The organism is Rhodococcus sp. GA1, assembly GCF_024321955.1.
Classification (GTDB): domain Bacteria; phylum Actinomycetota; class Actinomycetes; order Mycobacteriales; family Mycobacteriaceae; genus Rhodococcus; species Rhodococcus pyridinivorans.
In genome coordinates this window covers 1,945,927-1,972,925 of the sequence record NZ_CP097186.1, presented here as the reverse complement: position 1 = coordinate 1,972,925, position 26,999 = coordinate 1,945,927, and the positions used below count along the sequence as shown (strand labels likewise).

The 26,999-nt window shown below is 67.3% G+C and carries 28 protein-coding genes; 14 read left to right on the top strand and 14 right to left on the bottom strand.

Features of this window, described 5'->3' with window-relative positions; all coding sequences use genetic code 11:
* Nucleotides 1-47 precede the first annotated feature (47 nt).
* The 4 genes from M3330_RS09235 to M3330_RS09220 all read left to right on the top strand — a co-directional run bounded on the left by M3330_RS09235 (nt 48) and on the right by M3330_RS09220 (nt 4,278).
* Nucleotides 48-1,454, top strand: coding sequence for a DUF2252 domain-containing protein (locus M3330_RS09235; RefSeq protein ID WP_064256763.1), 1,407 nt, complete (start codon nt 48-50; stop codon nt 1,452-1,454).
* A gap of 115 nt (nt 1,455-1,569) precedes the next feature.
* Nucleotides 1,570-2,406 (top strand): mycofactocin-coupled SDR family oxidoreductase, encoded by an 837-nt coding sequence (locus M3330_RS09230; RefSeq protein WP_197481867.1) that lies wholly within the window; start codon nt 1,570-1,572, stop codon nt 2,404-2,406.
* 94 nt (nt 2,407-2,500) lie between these two features.
* Nucleotides 2,501-3,478: a daunorubicin resistance protein DrrA family ABC transporter ATP-binding protein gene (locus tag M3330_RS09225; RefSeq protein WP_024102877.1), complete on the top strand. Its 978-nt coding sequence runs from the start codon at nt 2,501-2,503 to the stop codon at nt 3,476-3,478.
* A gap of 11 nt (nt 3,479-3,489) precedes the next feature.
* Entirely contained in the window at nt 3,490-4,278 is a 789-nt protein-coding gene (locus M3330_RS09220) for an ABC transporter permease (RefSeq protein ID WP_170318477.1), read from the top strand.
* A 27-nt stretch (nt 4,279-4,305) separates the two neighbouring features.
* On the opposite strand, the gene M3330_RS09215 is transcribed toward M3330_RS09220, so the two are convergent.
* The 7 genes from M3330_RS09215 to M3330_RS09185 all read right to left on the bottom strand — a co-directional run bounded on the left by M3330_RS09215 (nt 4,306) and on the right by M3330_RS09185 (nt 12,176).
* The gene (locus M3330_RS09215; RefSeq protein ID WP_019290163.1) at nt 4,306-4,920 is read right to left on the bottom strand and encodes a flavodoxin family protein; all 615 of its coding nucleotides are present in this window, start codon (nt 4,918-4,920) and stop codon (nt 4,306-4,308) included.
* A gap of 50 nt (nt 4,921-4,970) precedes the next feature.
* Nucleotides 4,971-6,029, bottom strand: a complete 1,059-nt coding sequence (locus M3330_RS09210; RefSeq protein ID WP_228044839.1) for a S9 family peptidase — start codon at nt 6,027-6,029, stop codon at nt 4,971-4,973.
* A gap of 61 nt (nt 6,030-6,090) precedes the next feature.
* Complete coding sequence (locus tag M3330_RS09205; RefSeq protein WP_255028552.1) at nt 6,091-7,836, bottom strand: cholesterol oxidase substrate-binding domain-containing protein; 1,746 nt, start codon at nt 7,834-7,836, stop codon at nt 6,091-6,093.
* Between the two features lie 34 nt (nt 7,837-7,870).
* Nucleotides 7,871-8,731, bottom strand: a complete 861-nt coding sequence (locus M3330_RS09200) for a MaoC/PaaZ C-terminal domain-containing protein (RefSeq protein ID WP_255028551.1) — start codon at nt 8,729-8,731, stop codon at nt 7,871-7,873.
* A gap of 40 nt (nt 8,732-8,771) precedes the next feature.
* Nucleotides 8,772-10,484, bottom strand: coding sequence for a 3-oxosteroid 1-dehydrogenase (gene kstD, locus M3330_RS09195; protein WP_255028550.1), 1,713 nt, complete (start codon nt 10,482-10,484; stop codon nt 8,772-8,774).
* A gap of 178 nt (nt 10,485-10,662) precedes the next feature.
* On the bottom strand, nt 10,663-11,025 hold the full coding sequence (locus M3330_RS09190; protein ID WP_033096911.1) for a hypothetical protein: 363 nt from the start codon (nt 11,023-11,025) through the stop codon (nt 10,663-10,665).
* Nucleotides 11,026-11,027: 2 nt separating this feature from the next.
* Nucleotides 11,028-12,176: a Rieske 2Fe-2S domain-containing protein gene (locus tag M3330_RS09185; protein ID WP_006550451.1), complete on the bottom strand. Its 1,149-nt coding sequence runs from the start codon at nt 12,174-12,176 to the stop codon at nt 11,028-11,030.
* A 191-nt stretch (nt 12,177-12,367) separates the two neighbouring features.
* Here M3330_RS09185 and hsaA point away from each other — a divergent pair, with 191 nt between their 5' ends.
* The 4 genes from hsaA to hsaB are packed head-to-tail and all read left to right on the top strand — an operon-like array spanning nt 12,368 to nt 15,914.
* Complete coding sequence (hsaA, locus tag M3330_RS09180) at nt 12,368-13,543, top strand: 3-hydroxy-9,10-secoandrosta-1,3,5(10)-triene-9,17-dione monooxygenase oxygenase subunit (protein ID WP_006550450.1); 1,176 nt, start codon at nt 12,368-12,370, stop codon at nt 13,541-13,543.
* Between the two features lie 8 nt (nt 13,544-13,551).
* Nucleotides 13,552-14,427 (top strand): 4,5:9,10-diseco-3-hydroxy-5,9,17-trioxoandrosta-1(10),2-diene-4-oate hydrolase, encoded by an 876-nt coding sequence (gene hsaD, locus M3330_RS09175; protein WP_006550449.1) that lies wholly within the window; start codon nt 13,552-13,554, stop codon nt 14,425-14,427.
* Entirely contained in the window at nt 14,428-15,327 is a 900-nt protein-coding gene (gene hsaC / locus M3330_RS09170; RefSeq protein WP_019290158.1) for an iron-dependent extradiol dioxygenase HsaC, read from the top strand.
* Complete coding sequence (hsaB, locus tag M3330_RS09165; RefSeq protein ID WP_019290157.1) at nt 15,327-15,914, top strand: 3-hydroxy-9,10-secoandrosta-1,3,5(10)-triene-9,17-dione monooxygenase reductase subunit; 588 nt, start codon at nt 15,327-15,329, stop codon at nt 15,912-15,914. Before hsaC ends, hsaB begins: the two co-directional genes overlap by 1 nt.
* Before the next feature lie 90 nt (nt 15,915-16,004).
* Here the strand turns inward: hsaB and M3330_RS09160 are convergent, their stop codons facing one another.
* A complete protein-coding gene (locus M3330_RS09160) occupies nt 16,005-17,012 on the bottom strand; it encodes a PRC-barrel domain-containing protein (RefSeq protein WP_255028549.1) in 1,008 nt (335 codons plus the stop codon).
* Between the two features lie 181 nt (nt 17,013-17,193).
* Between M3330_RS09160 and M3330_RS09155 the strand changes: the two genes are divergently transcribed.
* On the top strand, nt 17,194-18,435 hold the full coding sequence (locus M3330_RS09155; RefSeq protein WP_200359327.1) for an aspartate aminotransferase family protein: 1,242 nt from the start codon (nt 17,194-17,196) through the stop codon (nt 18,433-18,435).
* 22 nt (nt 18,436-18,457) lie between these two features.
* On the top strand, nt 18,458-18,952 hold the full coding sequence (locus tag M3330_RS09150; protein WP_255028548.1) for a DUF3830 family protein: 495 nt from the start codon (nt 18,458-18,460) through the stop codon (nt 18,950-18,952).
* A gap of 65 nt (nt 18,953-19,017) precedes the next feature.
* Here the strand turns inward: M3330_RS09150 and M3330_RS09145 are convergent, their stop codons facing one another.
* Both M3330_RS09145 and M3330_RS09140 read right to left on the bottom strand, forming a co-directional pair.
* Nucleotides 19,018-20,388 (bottom strand): amidase, encoded by a 1,371-nt coding sequence (locus M3330_RS09145; protein ID WP_033096908.1) that lies wholly within the window; start codon nt 20,386-20,388, stop codon nt 19,018-19,020.
* Nucleotides 20,389-20,420: 32 nt separating this feature from the next.
* On the bottom strand, nt 20,421-21,395 hold the full coding sequence (locus M3330_RS09140; RefSeq protein ID WP_200359329.1) for a D-2-hydroxyacid dehydrogenase: 975 nt from the start codon (nt 21,393-21,395) through the stop codon (nt 20,421-20,423).
* Nucleotides 21,396-21,476: 81 nt separating this feature from the next.
* Between M3330_RS09140 and M3330_RS09135 the strand changes: the two genes are divergently transcribed.
* Genes M3330_RS09135 through M3330_RS09125 form a run of 3 tightly spaced genes read left to right on the top strand, consistent with a single transcriptional unit; the run spans nt 21,477 to nt 23,640 of the window.
* Nucleotides 21,477-22,217 carry an Asp/Glu/hydantoin racemase gene (locus tag M3330_RS09135; RefSeq protein WP_006550441.1) on the top strand — a complete coding sequence of 247 codons (741 nt, stop codon included), beginning with the start codon at nt 21,477-21,479 and terminating at the stop codon, nt 22,215-22,217.
* Entirely contained in the window at nt 22,218-22,958 is a 741-nt protein-coding gene (locus M3330_RS09130; RefSeq protein WP_255028547.1) for a maleate cis-trans isomerase, read from the top strand.
* Nucleotides 22,945-23,640 carry a GntR family transcriptional regulator gene (locus M3330_RS09125; protein ID WP_033096905.1) on the top strand — a complete coding sequence of 232 codons (696 nt, stop codon included), beginning with the start codon at nt 22,945-22,947 and terminating at the stop codon, nt 23,638-23,640. The genes M3330_RS09130 and M3330_RS09125 overlap by 14 nt, the downstream gene beginning before the upstream one ends.
* 6 nt (nt 23,641-23,646) lie before the next feature.
* Here M3330_RS09125 and M3330_RS09120 read toward each other — a convergent pair whose 3' ends face one another.
* Nucleotides 23,647-24,252: a TetR/AcrR family transcriptional regulator gene (locus M3330_RS09120; RefSeq protein WP_033096904.1), complete on the bottom strand. Its 606-nt coding sequence runs from the start codon at nt 24,250-24,252 to the stop codon at nt 23,647-23,649.
* Nucleotides 24,253-24,335: 83 nt separating this feature from the next.
* Here M3330_RS09120 and M3330_RS09115 point away from each other — a divergent pair, with 83 nt between their 5' ends.
* The gene (locus tag M3330_RS09115; protein WP_006550437.1) at nt 24,336-24,959 is read left to right on the top strand and encodes a hypothetical protein; all 624 of its coding nucleotides are present in this window, start codon (nt 24,336-24,338) and stop codon (nt 24,957-24,959) included.
* A gap of 13 nt (nt 24,960-24,972) precedes the next feature.
* Here the strand turns inward: M3330_RS09115 and M3330_RS09110 are convergent, their stop codons facing one another.
* From M3330_RS09110 to M3330_RS09100, 3 genes are all read right to left on the bottom strand, one after another.
* Nucleotides 24,973-25,710: an acetoacetate decarboxylase family protein gene (locus M3330_RS09110; RefSeq protein ID WP_006550436.1), complete on the bottom strand. Its 738-nt coding sequence runs from the start codon at nt 25,708-25,710 to the stop codon at nt 24,973-24,975.
* Nucleotides 25,711-25,780: 70 nt separating this feature from the next.
* Nucleotides 25,781-26,656: an aldo/keto reductase gene (locus M3330_RS09105; protein WP_024102892.1), complete on the bottom strand. Its 876-nt coding sequence runs from the start codon at nt 26,654-26,656 to the stop codon at nt 25,781-25,783.
* A gap of 94 nt (nt 26,657-26,750) precedes the next feature.
* Nucleotides 26,751-26,975, bottom strand: a complete 225-nt coding sequence (locus M3330_RS09100) for a hypothetical protein (RefSeq protein WP_138841562.1) — start codon at nt 26,973-26,975, stop codon at nt 26,751-26,753.
* Nucleotides 26,976-26,999: the final 24 nt, after the last annotated feature.

Sequence of the window (26,999 nt, the reverse complement as noted above, 5' to 3'; positions counted from 1 at the left end):
CCTACTATGAAGGCCCACACTCCGGTGATATCCCCGTGGGAGGACCCATGTCGGTCACGGACGGACATGTCGTGCATCCGACTCGCGAACAGCGGGTCCAGAACGGTCTCGCCGCTCGGAGGGGCACTCCCGTCGAGTCGCTGGCCGATCTCGGGGAGTCGTCCCGGGATCCGATCGCGTTGCTCGAGAGTCAGGCGCAGTCGCGCGTCCCCCAGCTCGTTCCGGTCCGGTACGGCCGCATGGCGACGTCGGCGTTCGCGTTCTTCCGCGGTGCTGCACTGGTGATGGCCGACGATCTGTCGCGCACATCCGACAGTGGTCTGCACACACAGCTGTGCGGCGACGCCCACGCGAGCAATTTCGGCCTGTTCGCGACTCCGGAACGGAGAACGGCCTTCGACGTCAACGACTTCGACGAAACCTATCCGGGGCCGTTCGAATGGGACGTCAAGCGCCTGGTCGCAAGCCTCGAGATCGCCGGTCGCGACAACGGGTTCACCGCGAAGGAACGCCGGAAGATCACCCGGGCATGTGCCGCAGAGTACCGCGAGACGATCTGTAGGCAAGCGCAACTCGGAAATCTGGCCGTGCGGTACTCCCACCTCGATCCCACGACCGAGATAGCGGAGTTGGGCGGCCTGCTGGATGCGAAGATGGGAAAACGCACGCGGAAAGCGCTCGACAAGGCCTCGCGCCGCGACAGCCTCCAGGCACTGGAGAAGCTGACCACCATCATCGACGGTCACCGCCGGATCATCAGCGATCCGCCGCTCATCGTGCCCGTCGAAGAGGTCTTCGCCGACCTCGACGCCGAGGCGATCTACGACGAGTTGTACGGCCGTGTCCGTTCGTACCGGGCGACACTACAGTGGGACCGCCGAGTCCTCCTCGAACAGTTCGAACTGGTCCAGGCCGCGCGGAAGGTCGTCGGAGTGGGCAGTGTCGGCACGCGGGCGTGGATCCTCCTGCTGCGCGGTGCGGACGACGACGATCCGTTGTTCCTGCAGGCGAAGGAGGCCCAGCGTTCGGTGCTGTCGTACTACGTCGACGGTCCGACCTTCCGGAACGAGGGCGAACGGGTCGTCAACGGTCAGCGGCTGATGCAGTCGGCGAGCGACATCTTCCTCGGCTGGCAGCAGGGCGCCGGGGCCGACGGGGTGAACCGGGATTTCTATATCCGTCAGCTCCGCGACGGCAAGGGTTCGGCGGTGATCGAGGAGATGGTGCCCAAGGGCCTGAAGCTCTACGGCCGACTCTGCGGCCGAGTCCTCGCCTTCGCCCATGCGCGGGCCGGCGACCGGATCGCACTGGCGGCCTATCTCGGCACGGACGAGGAGTTCGACGAGGCGGTCTCGTCGTTCGCGGTGGCCTACGCGGACCGCAACGAACGCGACCTGCAGGCGCTGCACGACGCCATCGAACAGGGACGGGTGAAGGCCCGGACCGGGCTCTGATCCCCGTCTGATTCGTGCCTGCTCCCCGGGCATGTCCGCTGTCCGGGAATCACCCATCCGTCCTTTCGCTCGGCGCGGTACAAGGGAGGCGATCACGCGCCGACGGAAGGACGTCATGATGGGTTTCGAGGGCAGGGTCGCATTCGTGACGGGAGCGGCGCGGGGCCAAGGACGCTCGCACGCCGTCGCATTCGCCGAGGCAGGCGCCGACGTGGTCGTCTGCGACCGGTGTTCCGACTCACCGGTGGTGGGATATCCGCTGGCGACCGAGGAGGACCTCGCGGAGACGGTGCAACTCGTCGAGGCGACCGGTCGCCGCGCCGTCTCTGCGACACTCGACACCGCCGACCGTCCGGCGATGGACGCGCTGGTGGCTCGTGCCCACGCCGAACTCGGGCGGATCGACATCGCGGTCGCCAATGCCGGGGTGTCGGTCGCGGCACCGGTGTACCGCATGCCGCAGGAGATGTGGGACGAAGCGATCGCGTCCAATCTCACCGGGGTGTTCAACACCGTCGCCGCGGTCACGCCGGGGATGATCGAACGCGGCTACGGTCGTATCGTCACGGTGTCGTCGATGCTCGGCCGAGCGGGCAACACCAACATGGCCGCGTATGCGGCGTCGAAGTGGGGCGTGATCGGCCTGACGAAGAGCGCGGCCCTGGACCTCGCGCAGAACGGCATCACCGTCAACGCCGTCGCCCCGGGCAACATCTCCACGCCGATGATCCACAACGACGCGCTCTACGGGATGCTGCGGCCCGACCTCGAACATCCGACCGCCGACGATGTCGCTCCGGTGTTCACCTCCCTGCACGCACAACCGGTGCCGTGGCTCGACCCGGCCGAGGTCACCCGTGCGGTTCTGTTCTTCGCCGACGAGGCGTCCGCACACATCTCCGGCACCGTGCTGCCGATCGACGCCGGCAACGCCGCCCGGGTGACGGGCTGAGCGATCCTCCCGGCGGAGCGATGAGAAAACCCGTCGAACCGTGTCGGTCTCTTCGTGCACACTGTGCTCACCACCACAGTCAGGGGAGAAACTGATGGCCGACGCCATAGTTGCAGAAGGACTGATCAAGACATACGGGCAGCTCAGAGCGCTCGACGGGGTAGATCTGCGAGTGCCGGAGGGGACGGTCACCGCGCTCCTCGGGCCCAATGGGGCCGGAAAGACCACCACGGTGCGGGTGTTGACGACACTGCTCGTCCCCGATGCCGGTCGCGCCGAAGTGGCGGGATACGACGTCCTCACCGAGGCGCGAAAGCTCCGCTCCAGGATCGGAGCATCGGGGCAGTACGCGGCGGTCGACGAATATCTCACAGGCTTCGAGAACCTCGAGATGGTCGGCCGGCTGTACCACCTCGGCGCCAAACGCAGTCGCCTCCGGGCACGCGAGTTGCTCGAACAGTTCGATCTCGAAGAAGCGGGCGATCGCCCGGTCAAGGGTTATTCGGGCGGTATGCGACGCCGCCTCGACCTCGCCGGTGCGCTCGTCGCCGATCCTCCGGTGCTGTTCCTCGACGAACCCACGACGGGTCTCGATCCGCGGGCCCGCCTCGGGTTGTGGGACGTCATCGACACCCTCGTGCAACGCGGCACGACGCTGCTGCTGACGACGCAGTACATGGACGAGGCCGAACGCCTCGCCGACGACATCGTCGTGATCGATCGGGGCACGGTCATCGCCCGCGGCACGGCCGACGAGCTCAAGAGCCGCGTCGGTGGCGAACGCATCGAACTCGCCGTGACCGACTCCGATCAGCGCGACCGCGCGGTTCGCGAGCTCGAATCGGTGGCGTCCGGGGAGGTCAGGGTCGAGCGCAGTACCGGCCGCATCACCGTGCCGGTCAGCGGCGACTCGGGCGGCGGAACCGACGGGCTCGTGACGGCGCTCGGGAAGCTGTCGGCCGCGGGCATCCGGGTCTCCGACGTCGCACTGCGGAAACCGACCCTCGACGACGTGTTCCTCACGCTCACCGGTCGCGGCACGGACGAGAAGGTCGAGGAGGCGGTGTCGTGAACACACTCGAGATGGTCGCATCCGACGGCCTGACCATTGCCAAGCGCAACATGATCAAGATCAAGCGTGTGCCGGATCTGCTGGTCTTCACGACGCTGTCGCCGATCATGTTCGTGCTGCTCTTCGCATACGTCTTCGGCAGCGCGATCGACGTTCCCGGCGTCTCGTACCGGGAGTTCCTCATCGCAGGCATCTTCACCCAGACGGTCATCTTCGGATCCACCTGGACGGGCCTCGGGATGGTCGAAGACCTGCAGAAGGGCATCATCGACCGGTTCCGGTCGCTGCCGATGGCCCCGTCCGCGGTGCTCATCGGACGCACCAGCACCGACGTGCTGATCAATGTGCTCAGCCTCGTGGTGATGTCGTTGACCGGTCTTCTCGTGGGGTGGCGGATCAACACCTCGGTCGGTGAGGCGCTCGCCGGCTACCTGTTGCTGTTGTTGTTCGCCTACGCCCTGTCGTGGGTGATGGCCGTGATCGGCATGTGGATCCGCACGCCCGAGGTCTTCAACAACGCGAGCTTCATGGTGATCTTCCCGCTGTCGTTCATCGCCAACACGTTCGTCGACCCGTCGTCGATGCCGACGGTGCTGCGCGTCATCGCCGAGTGGAATCCCATCTCGGCCGTCACGCAGGCGGTCCGCGAACTGTTCGGCAACACCAATCCCATGGTGCCGCCCCCCGACGTGTGGCCCCTGCAGAATCCGGTCCTCGCGTCGCTGATGTGGACAGCGTTGATGCTGATCGTGTTCGTGCCGTTCGCGATCCGCAGGTACCAAAAGGCCGTCAGCCGCTGACCGTCGGCGTCCGGCCGGCGGGTGGGTTCATCCCGGGTAGGGCGCGTACTGGCGCTGACGCAACAGCGTCGCCAGGTGCACGGCGTTGCGGGCGACGGATTCGGTGGTCGAGCGCACCGCTTCGGGGATCTCGTCGAGATCCTTGAAGTCGGTGCCCGACATCGCCTCGCCGTTCCAGTAGGTCGAGCCCTGCGCAGGGATCGAGAAACCGATGTCGTTGAGGCTCTGGAACAGGTCGGCGACGATCTTGTGCGCGCCGTCCTCGTTGCCGACGACTGCGGCGATCCCGACCTTGCCCACCATGCGTGGACGGTTCTCGTCGTCGGTGTTCGACAGTTCGGCATCGAGCCGCTCGAGGACGCGCTGGGCGACGCTCGACATGTGTCCCACCCAGGTCGGTGTGGCGACGAGCAGGATGTCGGCCGAGACGATGCGCTCGACGATCTCCGGCCATTGATCCCCATCGCCCATGTCGGCTTCGACACCGGGCTTGACGTCGAAGTCGACGACCCGGACGGTTTCGACGCTGACGTCGTGCTTCGACAGTGCGTCGAACACGTGCGCCACCATCTTGTCGGTGCTGGACTCGGCGGGGGACGGCTTGAGCGTGCAGTTCAGGGCCACGGCGTGCAGTGCTGTCATGTGCCCGGGATACCCGAGCTACACCACGACAATCACCTACAACACGACAGTCAGCGACCGCGTGCGGCCGCCCAACTGTCGATCGCCGCCGAGAACTCGAACGAGGTGGGCAGCAGCGCCACCTGGTCGGCCGGGCCGGGCTGCAGCGGGCCGAGTTCCTCGAGACTGTGGTTGGCGGTGGTGAAGTGCTCGAACTGCAGGTCGGTGTGGGCGAGGGCGTTTCGCAGCGGCTCGACCTGCGCGCAGTTGATGTTCAGGTCCTTGTCGGAACAGGTGAGCAGCACCGGGGTGTCGGCCGCCAGCTCCGCGGCGAGCTCAACCGGGTCGAGCTGGTCGGACTCGAAGAGGAACTTCGCGTTCGCGGGGTTCATGCCGAACTGCGCGAGGATCGGGTGCAGATCGGTGGGGAAGGCCCCGGTCGTCCGCAGCGACTCGACGGCACGCGGCAGGTCGGCCCGGACCGCCTCGCCGTCGGGGCCGAGCTGTCCGGAATCCACCACGGCATTCAGCTGGGCGGTCAGCAGGTCCAGGTAGCGCATCGGCAGCGGAGCGAGAAGTGCGAAGCCGCTTCCGATACCGCGATCGGCGAGTGCGAGCGCGGTCAGTGCACCCTCGCTGTGTCCGAGGACGAGGATCTCCTCGGGGGAGACTCCGGTGTGTTCAGCGAGCAGACGCACCGCGGCTTCGGCGTGGTCGACCTGCTCGGTGAAGCCGTACTCGCCGATGGTCTCGACCGTGTAGGACCCGAGGCCCGTCTCACCGGCCCCGATCTTGTCGAAGCGCAGGCTCGCGATGCCGTGGGCGGCGAGTGCGTCCGCGGTGCGCACCAGGGTGTCGGCCGCCCAGCCGGGCTGGTTGCCGTTGCGATCGGTGGTGCCGCTGCCCGGGAGCAGCAGTGCGGCGGCCACCGCGGCTCCGTCCGGGTTGCGGAGGCTGCCGTGGAAGGTGGTGCCGTCGGCCTCGAAGGTCACCGGGGCGTCGGTGCCGTTCGACACGGCGACCGAACCCGTGTCGGGAAGGGCCACCGCGGTTCCCGCGAGTGTCACACCTCCCGCGAGAACCAGCACGGGCACAGCAGCAGCACCGATCCACCTTCGCACGTTCCGCATGATGCGAACCCTAGCAAAGGACTGCGCTGTGCCCGTGGTGAGCGAGGACGCCCGTGGGAGATCAGGGGAGCAGGGTGTCGATGAAGGTGTTGCTGAAGACCCGATGCGGATCGAGACGGTTGTAGACCGCGCGAGCCGAATCCCAGTTCTCGTCCGAGGGAACACCTTCCCGGTAGGTGTCGGGCAGGCCCTGCGTCAGGATCTGCTCGTCGGTGTACGGCAGGTCGGGACCGAACGCCCAGCCCTTCGACCATTCCGGCCGGAAGGTCGAGTCGCTTCCGTTGTACCGCTGCCGCATCCACTGCTCCATCTCCCGGTAGAAGGCGAACATGCCGGGAGTTCCCGGGACACCGAGAACGTTGAGCCAGATGGCGGTGTCCCATTCCGGGTGGTCGGGACGCGGGCGGGTCGACGCGATCGTCGGCGGTCCCGCCGACGGGACGAGGACGTCCTCCGGCCGATCCAGTCCGCAGCACCGGATTTCGACCGGACCGTTGAGAGGGAACTGTCCCAGGCTGCGGTAGTGCTCGATGCGCTCGGAGAACCAGTGCGCGAAGTCGTGGATCACGTTGGCGATGTTGGTGCGGTTCGTGAGCACCGCACCGCCACCCTCGGTCAGTCGCAGGGTGGTCGCCTTGATGTAGAACTGCAGATCCTTCGACCAGCCCCAGATGTCGGACGATCCCGTCGCTGCGAGACCGGCCACGGTCACGCCGTAATAGGTCTGACCGAAAGCCGGTGCGATCGAAGTGTTCCCGGCCGTGATGTGCCCCAGCAGGTCGGTGATCGGTTCGGGCACGTTGTCGGAGAACGGGTAGTTGTACGGCCCGGTGACCTCCCGCGAGGTGGCCGGCTTCTCCGGTGCGAGCGACCACACCTTCATCCACGGACGTTCCGTGAACGGATACCAGATCGCCTCGGCCCGCCCCGCCGAATCGACGAACGACTCGAAGGTCCGACCCGGCGAACCGGCGGGGGAGAACAGCTCCTGCCAGGTGATGTCGGTGAAGGACTGGCAGCGCATGCGATAGTTCGGTCCGGCCTGCAACGTGACGGACGTGATGAACGTCCGGCCGAGATGCGTGAGCAGCGGGGTGATCTCGGGATCGGCGCGGGTGAAGGTACGCAGTGCGTAGGCGCTGCCGTCCCACACGACGGCGGTCAGTTCGGTCACGAGATTGCTCAGCGACCCGAAGGTGTGACCGGGGAGGGTGGATTCACCGTTGGCGGGCAGGGCGGCGCCGTGCGCGTTGACGGCGAGCGCCCCGGCGATCGACAACACGCCGGGCGCAGGAAGATTCGCGAGTCCGAGACCGTGGTCCTGCAATGCAGTGGTGATGACGTCGAGCGTCGCGCCGGGACCTGCCGTGACGGTCGCGGGGGAGCCTCCGGGGTTCACCTGGACCCAGTCGAGATGGAGCATGGTGTCGGCGAGGATCACCCGGTCGACGGGTGCGCCGTTGACGATCGTCAGCGGTGTCCAGCCGTGCATGGCCCCGCGCGGACGGATGGTGTATCCGTTCTCGTGCGCCCAGTTCACCAGGCGCACCACGTCGTCGGGGGTGCGAGGCGCGCAGGTCCAGATGGCGTCCAGCATGATCTCCTTGGACCAGTTCTGGTACGCCTGCTGGTAGAGATCGATGCCGTCGGGGAACACCGGGGGAGTGGGGAGCGTCGAGGCCGCGGACCCGGAGGGGACGGCATGTACCGGGGTCCATCCACCGATGGCGGAGACCGCCAACGCACCGGCGCCGGCCGCGAGGAAACCGCGCCGCGACAGGCGCGGCGACGAATCACGAAGTGTCATGTTCGAATGTCGCTCTTTCGGGAGGGCGTGGCGATCACGCCACGGTGAGTACCACGTCGGCCAGGGCAGGGGCGAGATCGCGTTCGATGACGGAGACGGTCACGAGTTTGCGGTCGCCGTCGTTCCACACGCGCACCCGGAGGGTCTCGCCGGGGAAGACCACACCGGCGAACCGGGCGCGGAATCCCTTCACGCGCGATGCGTCGGCGTCGAGCAGACCGTCGGTCACCGCCTTGCATACGATGCCGTAGGTGCACAGCCCGTGCAGAATTGGTGCCGGGAAGCCCGCCGCGGATGCGAACTCGGGATCGGAGTGGAGGGGATTGCGGTCGCCGCACAGGCGGTAGAGCAGCGCCTGCTGTGGAAGGGTCGGCACGTCGAACTCGGCGTCCGGTTCACGATCGGGATACTCCACCGACTCCGACGGGCCGCGCTCGCCGCCGAAACCACCCTCACCGCGGGCGAAGATCGACGACCGCGCGGTCCACAGGGGATTGCCGTCGAGATCTTCGGTCACCGATTCCTGCACGACGACCGCGGCCTTGCCCTTGTCCCACACCTCGGCGACGCGGGTGACCGTGCGGCCCTTGCCCGAAGCGGGGATGGGCGCGTGCACGGTCACCTCCTGGCTGCCGTGGACGACCTTGGCGAGATCGATCTCGATCCCGGGGAACGAGACCTTCGGCGGCTCGACCTGGTGGAAGGTCGCGGCGACGGTCGCGAAGGTGGGGAGTACCTGGGGACCCCTGTCCCGGAGGTAACGCAGTTCACCCGCGTCGGTGGGATGGGACCCGGCACCGATGCCGAGGTTGTAGAGCTGGACATCGGTGCTGCTCCACTCGAACTCCTGAGCGGGCAGTTCGGCTCCGACGGCAACCGAGGGATCGATGGGCACGGGTACTTCCTTTCTACGGCTCGAACGCGAGTCGATCGGGTCACACGGTGTCGGCGGATTCTCGCAGCTCTTCGGCACGTTCGTCACGCGTGCGGTCCAGGATGTCCAGGGCCGCGAGATAGCCGAAGGTCATCGCCGGTCCGATGGTGGCGCCGGGCCCGGCGTAGGTGTGACCCATGACCGGGGAGCTGGCGTTACCGGTCGCGTACAGGCCGTCGATCACGCTGCCGTCCTCGCGCACCACCCGGCCATGGACATCGGTGACGAGCCCGCCCTTGGTGCCGAGATCGCCGGGGACCACCTTGAACGCGTAGAACGGGGCCTTGTCGACCACGCCGAGGCTCGGATTCGGCTTGTTGCGCGGATCCCCGTAGTAGTGGTCGTAGTGGGATTCGCCGCGGCCGAAGTCCTCGTCCTTGCCGGCCCGGGCGAAGCCGTTGAACCGCTGCACCGTCTCGGTGAGGGCGTCGGCCGGTACCCCGATCTTCTCGGCGAGTTCGGCGACGGAACCGGCCTTGACGAGCACCCCGGCCTCGAGCCACCGGCGGGGGAAGGGAGTGCGGGGGGTGATGCCGGCGAAGGTGTAGCGGTCGCGGTAGCGCTGATCGAGGATCAGCCAGCTGGGGATGTTCTCGCCCGGTCCCTCGCCGCGGCCGTGCTTGCCGCCGTACATCGCATGCGTCGCTTCGACGTAGGGCGCCGACTCGTTGACGAAACGCTTGCCTGCGGCGTTGACCATGAGGCACCCGGGGAGGCTGCGTTCCGACAGTGCGAACCACGGGCCGCCGGTGAGAGTGAAGGACGGTCCCCACCAGGCATCGTCCATGAAATCGACTGCGGCGCCCAGCTTCTGTCCGGCGCGGATGCCGTCTCCGGTGTTCGCCTTCGCGCCCACGGTCCACTCGGTGCCGATCGGCTGACGCTGGTACTGCGCCCGCATCTCGGCGTTGTGCTCGAAACCGCCGCTTGCGAGGATCACGCCCTTGCGGGCACGGATGACGCACTTCTCGCCGTTCGCGACCACCTCGACGCCGCGCACGACCCCGTCCTCGACGACGAGGTCGGTGAGCGCCGTCTCCAGTAGCAGGGGCACACCGGCGTCGCGCAGACCGATCCGCAGCCCGGCCATGAGTGCCTGGCCTCGGACGAGCAGGTGCTTCTTGGTGATGTTCGCCCAGACGAACCGAGCGCCGACCCGCATGGCGCGAACCGGTCCGCGCGGATTCCGCATGAGCAGGTTCAGCCACTTGTAGTCGGCCTGGGTGATGACGAAGTTCTTGGGAGCTCGGGCGTAGTCGGGTTCGAGGAGAGCGAGATCCTCGCCGAGACGGCGGCCGTCGAAGGGCGTCGGTTCGACCGAACGGCCACTGGGACGTCCGCCCGGCGCCTCGGGGTAGTAGTCGGAATAGCTCGGTACCCATTGCAGTTCGAGGGCGCTGTTCTTCAGGACGAAGGAGAGCATCTCCGGTCCGCGATCGATGTAGGTGTCGATCTTCTCGGCAGGTACGCCGTCGCCGATGATGCTGTGGAGGTACTTCCGGGCTTCTTCGGGGGTGTCGTCCACCCCGGCGGACTTCAGCGCCTCGTTGTTGGGAATCCACACACCGCCGCCCGATCGGGCGCTCGACCCGCCGTAGCGCGACGCCTTCTCGATCAGGACCACGTCGGCGCCCTTGCGGGCTGCGGTGAGGGCGGCGGTCATTCCGCCGGCACCGCTGCCGACGACAACGATGTCGTACTCCTGCTTCGTCATGTAGAACACGTTATAGAAATGGCGGTGCCGAGTCCATCCCCGAATGTGAAGAGTCCTGGACGTGAAGCGAAGACGCGGTGACGCCGACACTGGAACGCGATATCGCCGGCCGACGACGAGCGACGGCACCGTCCGATAGGGACGGTGCCGTCGCGGGGTCGATCGGGGTCGGAATCGGTCAGGTGGGTGATCCGTCCGGTACGGGAAGGGTGCCGTCGAGCACGGCCCGGTCGATGCTCTCCCGGAGCCGCGGACACCCTTCGCGCGGTGTGATGGACGAGCCTCGGAGCGAGGCGGTCTCGCGGAAGGTCGGGCACACGGTGTCCGGATCCTCCTGCCACTGCACGCTCGTGTGCGACAGGCTGTTCTTGCGCACCAGCACGCAGGTGCCGCACTCGCGGCACTGCACCTCGTGCTGACCCGAATCCAGATAGTTGATCTTGTCGATCGCGGTCTGGGCGGCGACGGCCTCGGCCCGCTCGGGCCACTGGGAGAAGTCCGGGGACTTCGCCCATCTGCTCCGCCGGGTCGAGGCACTCATCGTCACACCTCCGCTTCCTGCTTGCCCTGTTCTTCCTCGCGCTTCTTACGTTCGAGATTCTCGGCGACCTCCTTCTCCCAGGCCTCGTTGGCCTTGGCGGTGTCGACCTCGAACTCGAAGCGGCCCGTCATCTTCTCCGTCACGTCGGCGACGTCGACGTAGAACTGCTCGTACCAGCGGCGGAGCTGGTAGACCGGACCGTCCTCATCGCACAGCAGGGGATTGTCGATCTTTGTCTTGTTCTTCCAGATCTCGACGTCCTGCAGGAAGCCCTCGCCGACACCCTCGGTGAGCTTGGCGGCCAGCACGTCGGACTGCTCGGGTGACATGCCCTGCGGCTTCTTGACGATGATGCCGTACTGCAGCATGAACGAATCGTGCGTGATCGGGTAGTGGCAGTTGATCAGCACGGATTCGGTCTGGTACCCACCGTAGTTGTTCTTCAGCGGATTGATCATGTAGGAGGGGCCGTAATAGGCCGCGTACGACTCGAGCGTCGACTCCAGCCCGTACTGCGTCGCCATACCCTTGTCCGGCCGGCCGCGGGTGTTGAGGTACTGCTCCGCGATGTGCCCCTCGAAGACGTTCTTGAAGAACGTGGGGAAGGCGTAGTGGATGTAGAAGAAGTGCGCCATGTCGACGACGTTGTCGATGATCTCGCGACAGTTGGAACCTTCGATCCGGATCTGGTTCCAGGTCCAGTCCGTCCACTCGTCCGAGCCGTACTGCTCGATCTCGGGGATGGTGACCTCCGGAGGCGGGGTGTTGCCCTCGGGGTCGTTCCACACGAACAGCTGGCCGTGCTTCTCCATCGTGATCCACGAACGGGTGCGGGCCAGCGGGGGAACACGCTTGGCGTACGGGATGTCCGTGCACTTGCCGTTGCCGCCCCAGCGCCAGTCGTGGAACGGGCACGCAACCGAATCGCCCTTGATCTCGCCCTGTGACAGGTCGCCGCCCATGTGGCGGCAGTACGCGTCGAGCACCTTCGCGTCGCCGTTGCTGTCGGCCCACACCACGAGTTTCGTGCCGAAGGCCTCGACGGCGTGAGGCTTGCCGTCCTTGAACGTGCGACTGAGGCCGAGGCAGTGCCAGCCTCGCGCGAAACGCGTCCGGACCTCTCCGACGTCGATCTCGCGAATCTGTGCCATGTCCGCTCACTTCCTTCCGGAAATCTCTTCTAGAACACGTTATAGAAGTCGCGTCCCGAGGGGAAGGGTTCGGGGACTTTGGTCCCGCCATAGGGATTGTCTACCTGCGGGTGCGGCGCGTCTCGACACGAATAAGAACATGTTCTAGTCTCGGTACAAGCGATCAATTCCTGAACAGACGGGAGCGTCCAGTGGGTGACCACGACAGCCACGAGGTACTGCAGCGGATCGACGCTCTGCTGCCCACGCTGCGAGAACGTGCGCAGGAGGCCGAGAATCTGCGCCGGGTGCCCGACGACTCGATCAAGGAACTCCAGGAGGCCGGCTTCTTCAAACTTCTGCAACCGGCCCAGTGGGGTGGATACGAGGCCGATCCCGTCACCTTCTTCACCGCGGTGCGCAACATCGCGAGCGCGTGCGGCTCGACCGGATGGGTCTCCGGCATCATCGGCGTCCACAACTGGCACCTCGCACTCTTCGACCAGCAGGCCCAGGAAGAGGTCTGGGGCGACGACACCGACGTCCGCATCTCCTCGTCCTACGCGCCCATGGGTGCCGGTGAGGTCGTCGACGGCGGATACAAGGTCAACGGTGCGTGGGCCTGGTCGTCCGGATGCGACCACGCGAGCTGGGTCGTCGTCGGTGGCCCGGTCATCAAGGACGGCCGCCCCGTCGACTTCGGCAGCTTCCTGATCCCTCGTTCCGAGTACGAGATCGACGACGTGTGGCACGTGGTCGGCCTGCGCGGCACCGGATCCAACACGATCAAGGTGAAGGACGTCTTCGTCCCGCGCCACCGCTTCCTCAGCTTCAAGGCCATGAACGACCTCGCCTCGCCCGGGCTCGAGCGCAACACCGCACCCGTCTACAAGATGCCGTGGGGCACCATCCATCCCACGACCATCTCGACGCCCATCGTCGGCATGGCCTACGGCGCGTACGAGGCGCACGTCGAACACCAGGGCAAGCGTGTCCGTGCGGCGTACGCCGGCGAGAAGGCCAAGGACGATCCGTTCGCCAAGGTGCGCATCGCCGAGGCCTCCAGCGACATCGACGCGGCCTGGCGTCAGCTGTCGGGCAACGTCGCCGACGAGTACGCCCACCTCCTCGCCGGCGAGGAGGTTCCGATGGAACTGCGGCTGCGGGCGCGTCGCGACCAGGTCCGCGCGACCGGCCGTGCAATCACGTCGATCGACCGTCTCTTCGAGAACTCGGGTGCCACCGCACTCGCGGACGGCACACCCATCCAGCGTTTCTGGCGCGACGCGCACGCCGGTCGTGTGCACGCCGCCAATGACGCCGAGCGCGCCTACGTGATGTTCGGTGCCGCCGAGTTCGGTCTGCCGATCACCGACACGATGGTCTAGGGGTGGATGTGACCGCAATCGACGAGATCACCTACGAGTCGACCTCCCGTTTCGCGCAGGTCCGCGACGACCTTCGCCTGCACTACCACGAGGCCGGCGTCGGCAACGACACCACGATCGTCCTGCTCCACGGCGGTGGCCCGGGCGCGTCGTCGTGGTCGAACTTCGCCAGGAACATTCCGGTGCTGGCACAACGGTTCCACGTGCTCGCCGTCGACCAGCCCGGCTACGGCAGGTCCGACAAGCCGACCGAGCATCCGCAGTACTTCGTGCACAGCGCGTCCGCGCTGAAGGACCTGCTCGACACGCTCGGGATCACCGACCGCGTCCACCTCCTCGGCAACTCGCTCGGTGGTGGTGCCGCCGTGCGGTTCGCGCTCGACTACCCCGAGCGCGCAGGGCGACTCGTCCTCATGGGGCCGGGTGGGCTGAGCGTCAACCTGTTCGCACCCGACCCCACCGAGGGCGTCAAGAATCTCGGTCGGTTCTCGTACGAGCCCACCCGCGAAAATCTCGAGGCGTTCCTGCGGATCATGGTGTTCGACCAGTCGCTGATCACCCCCGAGCTAGTCGAGGAGCGGTTCGCGTCGGCGAGCACCCCCGAGTCGCTCGCTGCGGCGAAGGCGATGGGGAAGTCGTTCTCCAGCGCCGAATTCGAGAAGGGGATGCTCTGGCGCGACGCCTACAAACTCCGTCAGCGGGTACTGCTGATCTGGGGTCGCGAGGACCGCGTCAACCCGCTCGACGGTGCACTCGTCGCGCTGAAGATGATCCCGCGTGCACAGTTGCACGTGTTCGGTGGATGCGGCCACTGGGCCCAGCTCGAGAAGTTCGACGAATTCAACCGCCTGACAGCGGATTTCCTCACGGATGGAGTCGAATAGATGAGTATCCGGTCGCTGGCATATCTCCGGATCGGCGCCACCGACGTCCCGGCCTGGCGCGAGTACGGACTCAAGGTCCTCGGCATGATCGAGGGCAAGGGCACCCACGCCGACGCGTTGTACCTGCGGATGGACGACTTCCCGGCCCGGCTCGTCATCGAGCCGCACGAGTCCGACACGCTGCTCGTCTCGGGCTGGGAGACCGCGAACGCCGCCGATCTCCAGTCGGTTCGCGACAGTCTCTCCGCGGCAGGCGTCCCGTTCAAGGAGGGCACCGCCGAGCAACTCGCCGATCGTCGCGTCGACGAACTGATCGTCTTCCAGGATCCGTCGGGCAACACCCTCGAGGCGTTCCACGGTGCCGCCCTCGAACACCGCCGCGTCGTCAGCCCGTACGGGCACAAGTTCGTCACCGGCGAGCAGGGTCTCGGGCACGTGGTGCTCTCGACCCGCGACGACGAGGAATCGCTGCGCTTCTACCGCGACGTGCTCGGTTTCCGCCTGCGCGACTCCATGCGGATGCCTCCGCAGATGGTCGGCCGGCCCGCCGACGGAAAACCGGCCTGGCTGAGGTTCTTCGGATGCAACCCGCGCCACCACAGCCTCGCCTTCCTGCCCATGCCCACCCCGTCGGGCATCGTGCACCTGATGATCGAGGTGGAGAACTCCGACGACGTCGGTCTCGCCCTCGACCGCGCACTGCGGAAGAAGGTCAAGATGTCGGCGACGCTCGGACGCCACGTCAACGACAAGATGCTGTCCTTCTACATGAAGACCCCCGGCGGATTCGACGTCGAATTCGGTTGCGAGGGGCTGCAGGTCGAGGACGACGACTGGATCGCCCGTGAATCCACGGCCGTGAGCCTGTGGGGCCACGACTTCTCGGTGGGAATGCAGTAATGACCGCGCCGGAGGCCGGAGAGAACGGTGCGATCGACCCACAGGCCTTCCGCACCGTGCTCGGGCAGTTCTGCACCGGCGTCACCGTCATCACCACCACCGAGGACGACGGAACGCCTGTAGGATTCGCGTGCCAGTCGTTCGCAGCGTTGTCGCTCGACCCGCCGCTCGTATTGTTCTGCCCCACGAAGCAGTCGCGGTCGTGGGCGGCCATCGAACGAGCGGGCCGCTTCTGCGTCAACGTCCTTGCCGAGGAACAGCAGGAGACCTGCGCGCGGTTCGGTTCTCGCGAACCCGACAAGTTCGCCGGACTCGACTGGACGCCCTCCCCGTTGGGCTCACCCGTCCTGACGGGATCGCTTGCGCACATCGATTGCACGGTCGAGACGGTGCACGACGGGGGAGACCACTGGGTGGTCTTCGGTCGCGTGTCGTCGCTGAGCGAGGTGCGCGACGAGAAGGAACGCCCGCTGCTCTTCTACCGCGGGCAGTACACCGGGATCGAACCGGAGAAGACGACGCCGGCGCCCTGGCGCGACGACCTCGAAGCGTTCCTCACCTCTGTCACGGAGGACACCTGGTTGTAGATCGCAGGACCGTACCGCGCGACACGTGGTACCGCACGACGAAGCCGGGACGACCACATCGATTGTGGTCGTCCCGGCTTCGTGTGTGGATCAGGAACGGTCGGCGCCGGTCGCGTCGTCCGGTTCCTCCTCGTAGTACTCCGTGGTCACGACGCGGCGCACCAGGCGCGGCTTGCGCGGCCGGTCGGCGTCCTCGCCGCCTGCCGTGTCCGTCTTCGCATCGGCCGTGCTCGTGTCGGCCGACGGCGGCGGCGTGAAGTGCGCCGGCCCCGTCGGTCCCGGACCGACGATCTCCTGATCGCTGCCGCTGCCGCTGTCGCTGCCGGGAGCTGCGTGGCGGGCGGTGTCCGCCGCCGAGTCCGCGGTCCCGGACGGTGTGGACGAGTCCGCGGTCCCGGACGGTGTGGACGAGTCCGCGGTCCCGGACGGTGTGGACGAGTCCGCGGTCCCGGACGGTGTGGACGGCGTCGACGCGGTATGCCCCGGCATCGAGTGCTCGAGCGATTCGTCCCGCTGGCCCTCGCTCGGCCGGTAGTTGCCGGCGATCTCCTCACGCGCGACGTCGGGCGGTGTCGGTGAGGGCCCGGTTCCCGCCGACGTGGTGGTGCCGTACGTCTCGCCGGTGTGCGGCGTCCCGGTGCCTCCCGGTCCGCCGGCCGCGCCACCGACGAGGCCACCACCGGCTGCGCTCCGCTCGCCGAGGCCGCTGCGGTCGTCGGTGAACCCGGCCCGATCGTCCGTGAATCCGCCCTGATCGCCGGTTGATCCACCCCCTGCAGGGGTGTCCCCGAACCGGCGGTAGTAGCGGTACAGCTCGTCCTCCTCGAGCGGGGTCAGCTCACCGTTCTCGTCGATGTTCGGGGCGCCGGTGATCGTGTCCTTGTCGAAGGGCAGGCGCACTCCGGTGCTGTCGAGCACGGCTTCGTCGATCGGGGCGAAGTGCCGGCGCGTTCCGAACAGACCCGTGACGACGGTGATCCAGGCGGGTCGGCCCGTGTCGTTGTCCAGGTAGACCTCTCCGACGCGTCCGAGCTTGTCACCGTCCGGCCCGTACGCGGTGGCGCGAGCGAGGGTGTCGATGTCGTCGTTGCTGATCATGATGTCCTCATCCGTGGGCGATGCGGCTTCCTGCTGTGCGGATGCCCTCCGGTGCGAGTGACGAAACGCTGCCGTTACACCGCTCGCCGTTGCGTCGACCATCCCCGCGTGTTATCCATATTGTCAACAATCCGACAACCGGCACGAGGGTTCGCGCCCTCGGCTGTTCGGAGGGATCGTCATGACCCGTCTTTCACCCCGCCTGCTGCAGGCAACGCCCGTCACCGTCGACCACGCCGAGGGGTGCTACATCCACGGCACCGACGGACGTCGGTATCTCGACTTCACCGCCGGCATCGGCGTCACGAGTACCGGCCACTGTCACCCGCACGTCGTCGAGGCCGCCCGCCGGCAGATCGGCTCGCTGATCCACGGGCAGTACACGACCGTGATGCACCGGCCCCTGCTCGAACTCACCGAACGTCTGGGCACGGTGCTCCCCGAAGGACTCGACTCGCTGTTCTTCGCCAATTCGGGCAGCGAGGCAGTCGAGGCGGCGCTGCGTCTGGCCCGCCAGGCGACAGGACGACCCGGAATCGTCGTCTTCCACGGCGGTTTCCACGGCCGTACCGTCGCCGCCGCCACGATGACCACCTCCGGAACCCGTTTCTCCGCAGGGTTCTCGCCGCTCATGGGCGGTGTACACGTCGCTCCCTTCCCCACGGCCTATCGCTACGGCTGGTCGGAGGAGGAAGCGACCGATTTCGCCCTGCAGGAACTGGACTACCTGTTCGCGACCCTCGTGGCGCCGGACGAGATCGCAGCCTTCGTCGTCGAACCGGTCCTGGGCGAGGGCGGTTACGTCCCCGGCAACACCAGGTTCTTCCAGGGACTGCGGCAGCGGGCCGACGAACACGGCATCCTGCTCGTCTTCGACGAGATCCAGACCGGATTCGGGCGGACCGGAAAGTTCTTCGGGCATCAGCACTTCGACGTGCGACCCGACATCATCACCATCGCCAAGGGCCTCGCGAGCGGTTTCCCGCTGTCGGGTATCGCCGCCTCCGAGGAACTCATGGAGCGCGCCCGTCCGGGATCGCAGGGCGGCACGTACGGAGCTAATGCGGTCTCCTGCGCGGCGGCCGTGGCCACTCTCGACGTGATCGAGAAGGAGGGGCTCGTCGACAACGCCGCCGCACGTGGACGTGAACTGCTCTCCGGTGCACGGGAGAACACGATCGACGCCATCGGCGACGTGCGCGGCCTCGGCCTCATGGTGGGCCTCGAGTTCACCACCGACGGAGCACCCGACCGGGAGCGGGCGTCCGCAGCGCAGCAGCTCGCCGCGCAGAAGGGGGTGCTGCTGTTGACCTGCGGTGCGCACATGAACGTGGTGCGCATGATCCCGCCGCTGATCGTCACCACCCGGCAGATCGAGGATGCGCTCGGGATCTGGTCCGAGGTCCTCGCCGAGGTCCGATAATCCGTCGAACGAGGGAGTCCGCGTGACCCGATACATCACGATCACTCTCGACAAGCGCGACATCACGTGCAGAGCAAGGCTTCTCGACGACGAGGCACCGCTCACCTGCACGGCGGTGTGGGACGCCCTGCCGCAGAGCGGCTCGGCGTTCCACGCCAAGTACGCCCGCAACGAGCTCTACACCCTCGTCCCGAGGATCACCGCGGCACCGCACCGGGAGAACCCGACGGTGACACCGATCCCGGGGGATGTGTGCCTGTTCGACTTCGAACCGTGGGAGATCGGTAATCCCGCATACGGTTACGAACCCGGCTCGCAGGCCCATGCGCAGCAGGGAGCGACCGATCTCGCGTTGTTCTACGGCCGGAACAATCTGTTGCTCAACGGCGATGTGGGCTGGGTGCCGGGCAACGTCTTCGCGACGATCGAGGATGGCCTGCCCGAACTCGCCGTCGCGTGCAACGACCTGTGGATCCAGGGGGTCGTGGGGGAGACGCTGAGCTTCGCACGCGCATAGACGGGCACCGCACGGGAACGGCACCGCACAGTCTGTGCGGTGCCGTTCCCGTGCAGACCGCTTCTTCAGCTCAACGCGTACTCGGCGAATCGCGCGACGGCGAGCAGCAGGTCGTCCGAGTGCCGCGGCCCGACGATCTGCAGACCCACGGGCAGACCCGCCGAGGTGGTGCCCACAGGGATGCTGATGGCCGGCTGCTGCGTGAGATTGAAGGGATAGGTGAACGGGGTCCACTGCGGCCACGAGGTCAGCGACGAATCCGGAGGCACGTCGTGGCCGGCCTCGAAGGCGGGGATCGGCATCGTCGGGGTGATCAGCACGTTGTACTTCTGGTGGAAGATCCCCATCGTGATGCCGACCGCCGCCGCGACCGCACGGGCCTCGAGATAGTCCACGGCACCGAGTTGTTCGCCGTGGGACCACACGCGTCCGAGACCGGGATCCACCTTGTCGCGCGTGCCCTCGGGGAAGGTCTTCAGCATCGTCGCTGCGCCTGCCGCCCAAAGGTTCTCGAAGGCATCGAGCGGATCGGGGAAACCGGGATCGGCGGCGGTCACGCGCAGCCCGGTTTCGTCGAGGACGCGGACCGCCCGGTCGACGATCTCACCGACCTCGGGGTCAACGTCGACGTAGCCGAGGGTCTTGGAATAGGCGACGTCCATCCCCACCACCTCGCGGTTGAGGCCACCGCGGAAGGTCGTCAGCGGCGGCGCAAGGGCCGTCGGGTCCCGGGGATCGGGCAGCGCGAGGATGTCGGTGAGCAGCGCCGCGTCCTCGACCGTCCGGGTGATCGGCCCGGCGTGCGCGAGCGGCCCGAACGGGCTGGCGGGGAAGATCGGGATCCGGCCGTGAGTGGGCTTGAAACCCACCACGCCGCAGAACGATGCGGGGATGCGGATACTGCCCCCACCGTCGGTGCCGACGGAGCACGGACCGAAGCCGGCCGCGACCGCCGCCGCGCTGCCACCGGACGAGCCACCGGCAGTCTTCGTCGTATCGACGGGATTCGTGGTCACCCCGTACAGGGCCGAATCGGTCACCGCCTTCCACGCGATCTCCGGGGTGGTGGTCTTGCCCACCAGCACCATTCCGTCCTCGCGCAGCCGGGCCGCGACCGGGCTGTCGACGTTCCAGTCCTGGTTCTCGTCGATGGCCTGCGAGCCCCGCAGGGTCGGCCATCCGTCGGTGAGGAAGACGTCCTTGATCGAGATGGGGACCCCGTCGAGCAGACCCTTCGAATAGCCGGTCCGCCACCGCTCCTCGGAGCGGCGTGCCTGGTCGAGGGCCTTCTCCTCGTCGACGAGGCAGAACGAGTTGATCTCGCGATCGTGCGCCGCGATCCGATCGAGCACGGCCCGTGTCACCTCGACGGGAGACAACTCGCCCGAGGAGAACGCCGACACGAGTTCGACGGCGGTCATGTCTGTGGGCTCCATCGTGCCTCCTTCTCGTCGGACGATGCCGACTCTCACGCGCCGGGCACGTAACCCAGCTTCTTGTCCACCACGTTCCGAAGAGGTTCGCCACTGCGGTGACGGTGGAAATTGTCGATGAAGACGTCCACCAGCGCATCGCGCCAGCCCACGAAATCCCCCGAATTGTGCGGGGTGATCGAGACGTTCGGCATGTCCCAGAGCAGATGGTCCTCGGGGAGCGGCTCGACGTCGAGCACATCCAGTGCGGCACCGGCGATGGCGCCCGACCGCAGTGCCTCGACGAGGTCGTCGGTGCGCACGAGTTCGCCCCGCCCGACGTTGACGAAGCGGGCCTGCGACTTCATCGCGGCGAACATCCGGGCGTCGAACAGGTGCCGGGTCTGCTCGGTGAGAGGCGCGGCCACGACGACGAAATCGGCGTCGGCGAGGGCGCCGGGTAGATCCGCGGTCGTGGTGACGGTGCCGAAATCGGGGTCGTCGTCGCGAGCGCGCCGGCCCGAGCCTCGGACCGTCATCCCCACGGCCGAGAGCAGGCGTGCGATCGCGCGGCCGATCGGACCGGTGCCGACGACGAGCACGGAGCGACCGGCGATGCGTTCGGACTCGCGGTGCTTCCAGATGTGCTCGCGCTGGAGCCGCAGGGATTCGGGGATGTCCTTGGCGAAGGAAAGTATCTGGGCGAGCACGTATTCGGCGATCGCCCCGTCGAAGACTCCGCGGGAATTGGTGACGACCACGTCGCTGTCGCGCAGGTCGGGGAACATGAGGGCGTCGACCCCGGCCGCGGCGACATGGATCCACTTCAAGGAGGTCGCGGCGTGCCAGGCCGCGGGCAGGGCGTCGGTGAGGAAGTCGTACGCGAAGAGGATGTCGGCGCCGTCGAGTGCGTCGGCCAGACCGGCGGCGTCGGTGTAGCGCACCGTGGCGTGTTCGGCCACCGGGGCCATCCACGCACGATCCGGCACGGCTTCGGCATGAAGCACTGCAACGACCGGCTGGGCATCCACGTTGACACCGTAAGAGCGCCTCGTATTATTGTCAACAATCCTCAAGGCTGAGGGAACTCTTTGACGAAGCCGAGGGACCGTATGGAACTGAACATTCCCGAGTTCGAAGGTCCTCTGGCTCAGCGGGGCATCGGTGTGATCGCACCCTTCGATCTCGCCTTGGAACGAGAACTGTGGCGATGGGCGCCGCTCGAGGTCAGTCTGCACCTCGCTCGAACCCCCTACGAGCCGGTGCCGGTCAGCCGTGCCATGGCCGAGATGGTCTCCGACCGGCGGCACCTGATGGTCGCGACCCGCGACGTGCTGTCGGTGGAACCGGAAGTCGTTGCGTATCTGTGTACCTCGGGCAGTTTCGTCAACGGGGTGGCCTACGAGAAGGCCCTGTGCGACGCGATCTGCGGGGCGGGCGCACCGTGCGCGGTCACGACCTCCGGAGCGCTGCTCGAAGCTCTCCGCGCACTCGACCTGACCCGCATCTCGGTGATCACCCCCTACGACCGGGAGCTCACCGACCTACTGCGCGACTTCCTGAACGAGGCCGGAACCGATGTCGTCCGGTCGTCGCATCTCGGGCTCGGCGGCGGCATCTGGAAGGTCAACTACCGCACCATCGCCGAACACATCATCGGGGCCGATACCCCCGAGTCGCAGGCGATCTTCGTCAGTTGCACCAACCTGCCGACCTACGACCTGATCGCGCCGCTCGAACGGGAACTCGGCAAGCCGGTCCTCACGGCCAACCAGCTCACCATCTGGGCGTGCCTGGGACGGATGAAGTTGCCCATGACCGGGCCGGGAAAGTGGTTGAGAGGAGTGTTCTGAATGCATCGTGACCGTCCGACCATCGGGATCGTCTACCCGGATCATGCCGCCGAGGACGACTACCCGTTCGCCACCGAACTCCTGGGGGTGAATCTGCCCGTCGCCCACATCTACGGAACCGATCTGCACGCCGTTCCCGAACTCCTCGACCTCGGGAGCCCGGCCAAGCTCGCCGGGGGAGCGGCGCAGTTCGCGGACGAGCCCCTCGACGCTCTCGTGTGGGCGTGCACGTCGGGCAGCTTCGTGTACGGACCCGAGGGGGCACGCACCCAGGTCGAGCAGCTCTCCCGGGACGCGGGAGGCGTGCCCACGACCAGCACGAGCATCGCGTTCGTCGCCGCACTACGGGCGCTCGGAGTCGGCCGGGTGGCCGTGTCGGCGAGTTATCCGCGGGACGTCGCCGAACTGTTCGTCGCCTTCCTCGCGGACGCCGATGTCGAGGTCGTCTCGCTCGCCGACGCCGGCATCGACACCGCCGCCGAGGTCGGCACCCTGACCGACGAGGCCGTCCTCGAATTCGTGAGGACCAACGATCATCCCGACGCACAGGCGGTCCTCGTGCCCGACACCGCGATGCACACGCTGCGGATCATGCGGGAACTCGGGAAGGAGACCGGCAAGCCGGTGCTGACCGCCAATCAGGTCACCGTGTGGCACGGCCTGGAACTGGCCGGATATACAGTGGAATGCCCGGAGCTGGGCTCACTGTTCGAGGAGGATACCGATCATGGTGCTCGGTGATCTGGAAGATCTACGTCCTGTCACCCGGCCGTCCACGGCCGAGCTCATCGCCGAACAGATCCGGTCGGCCATCGTCCGGGGTGCGCTCGGTCCCGGGGAACAGCTGGGGGAGGCCGAACTCGCGGCGCACTTCCAGGTCTCCCGGGGCCCGCTGCGAGAAGCCATGCAGCGGTTGCTGTCCGAAGGTCTGCTCTACAGCATCCGCAACCGGGGCATCTTCGTCACCGAGCTCACCTTCGACGACGTCGTCGACATCTACCGCAGCCGCTGGGTCATCGAGGGCGGTGCCCTCGACCTGGTGCTGGAGGGCCGTCGCGAACAGACGTGGAAGGCCCTCGAACCGGCGATCGAGGAGATGCGCACCGCCGCCGAACGCGAGGACGCCACCGGTGTCTCGGACGGCGACCGGCGTTTCCACGAGATCCTCGTGGCCAGTGCCGACAGTCCGCGGCTCGTGCGGGCAGCCCGCACGCTGCTCGTCGAGACGCGGATGTGCCTCGGCGCGTTGCAGACCACCTATCCCGACCTGCACGTGCAGGTGGACGAGCACGTCGTGCTGCGGGAGGCGATCCGCACCGCCGACCGGGAGGAGGTGCGGCGTCTGCTCGACGAGCACCTGCACGACACGGTCACCCGGCTCCGCGAGCGTCAGAACGTCGACGGCGTGATCGCGTCCGGCTGATACGGCTCAGCCGGGAGGGGTGAACGACGACAGGGCCGTTGCGGCGATGTTGCCGCCGGCGTCCTCCGACGCCAACCGTCCTGCCGCGACTTCGGTTGCGGCACAATGGACCAGGCTGTGCAGGACCGACGCCAGCCAGGACGACGACAGGTCGGTGCGGAACGCCCCTTCGGCGCGACCGCGCTCGATGAGGGCGGTCGCGCGGGCGAGCAGGCCGTCGTGTGCGGCGCGTACGTCCTCGGCGGGAAGTGCTTGTTCGGCCGCCGCGAGCAGTGCCCCCGCGTCGGCGGTCAGCGACCACGAGCCCGCGATGAGGCGGTGAAGGGCGTCGCGGGGGTCGCCCGTGAGGTCGATCCGGTCCACGGTCTGTTCCGCCTCGGCGAGCGCGCGCTGCACCACGGCGGTGACGAGTTCTGCGCGAGTGGGGAAGTGGCCGTAGAGGGTGACACGCCCGACGCCGGCCGCCTTGGCGATCTCCCCGATGCTCGCGTCGGGGTCACGACTCAGTGCGATGCGCGCGGCGTCGAGGATCGCCTCGATGTTCCGCTCGGCGTCCGCACGTTTCCTGGTGTGAAGCGATACGGGACGGCGGGATGTCTCGTGGGTGGTCACGGATCCTCCTCTTGTCGAACACTGATGTTCAGGTTACGCTGACCATCAACTCGAACATCACTGTTCAACTTAGGCGGATCCTCATGACGAGCTCCGACATCACCATCGTCCCCGTCGATCGACCTGCGACCGGCATCGACCCGAAGGCGCTGCTACGAGGGGTGCTGCGCCGGTGGCCGAGCCTCGTCGCAGTCGCCCTCGCCGCGTTCGTCCTCGCGGACGGGGGCACCGACTTCCCGGCGATCCTCACCGGCGCGGCACTGGTCTATCTCGGTGCCGCCGTGCTGGGTCGTCGCAGCGCGGCTTGGCCGCTGTTCCTCGGCGCCGTCGCGCTGATCGGCGTCGGCAAGGTCGCCGTCGTCGCGTTCGGGGTGCCGGTCGAGATCACCGTGGTGATGGTTGCGCTCGGTGCCGCGGGCGCCGTCTACGGACTCGCGCGCACCCCGGCCGGCCGGGCGATGCTCGTCGGGCCGTCGACCGTGGCCATGCTGGGTTTCGGTGCCGTCGCGGTGGCCGCGGTGACGGTCACCCCCGTCCCGGCGGGCGTGATCGTCGGGCTCGGACTGCTCGGTCACGCCGCGTGGGACTACCTTCATTTCCGCCGGAACACCGTGGTCGCCCGCTCGCTCGCGGAGTTCTGCGGTGTGCTCGACACCCTGCTGGGTGTCGCGGTGATCGTCCTCGCCGTCTCGGGCGCGCTCTCCTGAGTCCGGGAGAGCCTCAGACGACGGTCGCGTTGCCGAAGATCATCCGCAGATCGGCGATCGACGACGAGGTCAGTGCGCGTCGGGGCAGACCGAGCGACCGCAGTTCGTCGGCGATCGGATGCGTCCCCAACCGTAGGGTCGCGCCGCCGAGCCGGGTGCGCACGCCGCTCGGATTCATCTCCCAGGTCGTGCAACGGGTGACGTCGTCGATGTGCGAGTAGGCGGCGAGCGAGGCTGCAAGGCCGTTGCCCGGCACCGGAAATCCGGGCGCCACCGCCAGTTCGGCGATCAGCACTCCGTCGGCGGAGACCGAACCGCGCTTGGTGCTGCTGTCGTGGTCGGCGTCGAAGTCGGCGAGGGTCTTCGGGAAACCCCAAATGCCGCGTCCCGCCGCAAGAGTGAAGTCGCCGTCGACGGGCAGATGGTGGATGAGCGCACCGGCCTGCCCGCCGACCAGGCTCCGCCAGTCGCCGACGATGCCGTCGCCGCGGTTGTGATGGTTGCGGACGAGGAAGCACACCCCGAACTCGTTGTACGGGCCGAGGTCCCCGTCGACGTAGTCCACGAAGACGAGCGTGCAGATCCCGTGGCCCGGGCGGTACTGCAGGATCTCGAGCCCGGTGCGGGCGACGAGTTCCTGCGCGGGGCGCACGGGAACCGAGAACATCCCCATGAACGCCGTGGCCGTTCGGACCTGCACGGGCATGGTGACCGGCTTGCCCAGCACCACATGCGTCGTCGTCTCGCTCATCGCTGCCTTCCGGAAGTCGGACGTGCGTACCCCGACAATGAGAACACGTTCCAGTTCCGGGGGGAAGGGACTAGGAAGGAGCGCCGATGTTCATCTCGTCGGGATGCGCGCCCACCCGCGTGCCGTCGTCGAGCGTGTCGAGTTCGCTGAGGTCGAGCTCGTCGAGTTCGAAGTCGAAGACGTCGATGTTCTGGGAGATGCGCTGCTCGTGCACCGACTTCGGGATGACGATCAGCCCGTTCTGCAGATGCCAGCGGATCAGCACCTGCGCGGCCGACTTGCTGTGACGATCGGCGATGCGGGTGACGATCGGGTCGACGAGCAGGGTGTTCGGCTTCGAGTTCGGACCCCACCCCGAGTTGCTCGTGCCACCGAGCGGGCTCCACGACTCGACGGCGATGCCGTGCTCGGACGCGAACCGGCGGATCTCCTGCTGCGGCAGGTGCGGATGCAACTCCACCTGATCCACCGCAGGCAACAACCCGCCACGATCGACGAGCAACTGCAGGTGGTGCGGTTCGAAGTTGCACACCCCGACCGCCTTCGCGCGCCCGGACTCGGCGATCTTCTCGAGGGCGTCCCAGGTGCGCAGGATCCGTTCGCGGTCCTGCAGCGGCCAGTGGATCAGGTAGAGGTCGACGTACTCGGTGCCCAGCTTCTTCAGGCTCGTGTCGAATGCCTTCAGTGCCGGCTCGTAACCCTGATCGGCGTTCCACAGCTTGGTGGTGACGAAGATGTCCTCGCGCGGCACCGACGACGCGGTGAGCGCGCGGCCGACGCCTTCCTCGTTGCCGTAGGCCGCGGCCGTGTCGATGTGCCGGTAACCGGCCTCGTCGATCGCGTATCGGACCGCGTGTTCGGTCTCGTCGTTGGTGGCCTGCCAGACTCCCAGGCCCAGCTGCGGGATCGTCGTTCCGGAATTCAGCGTGATCGTGGGAGGTGTCATCTCTCCGACGTTAGCGAGCCGCCGCGGCGGGCGCGAGTGATCCCGGACGATCGGGTGCTCTCCGGCCCGCGGGCTCCGAGGACGGGTGTCGAGTTCATCCGCCGGACGCCGGGGGACGGCAGGCGAGCAGCGCCGCCCACGTATCGACCTCCCGTCGGCCCGTCAGCCGCACGACCGGCAGATCGGGACGTTGTGCGAGCGCGGTGAGGACGCGGTCGCGGTACCCACCGTGGGTGCGCGGTGAACTCCTCGACGTCCCCGCCACGAGGACGCGGCGGGGACGCACGGGGAGTGGAACCGAGGAATCGAGGAGGCGCATCACCGATCTTTCGCAGGGATCGCC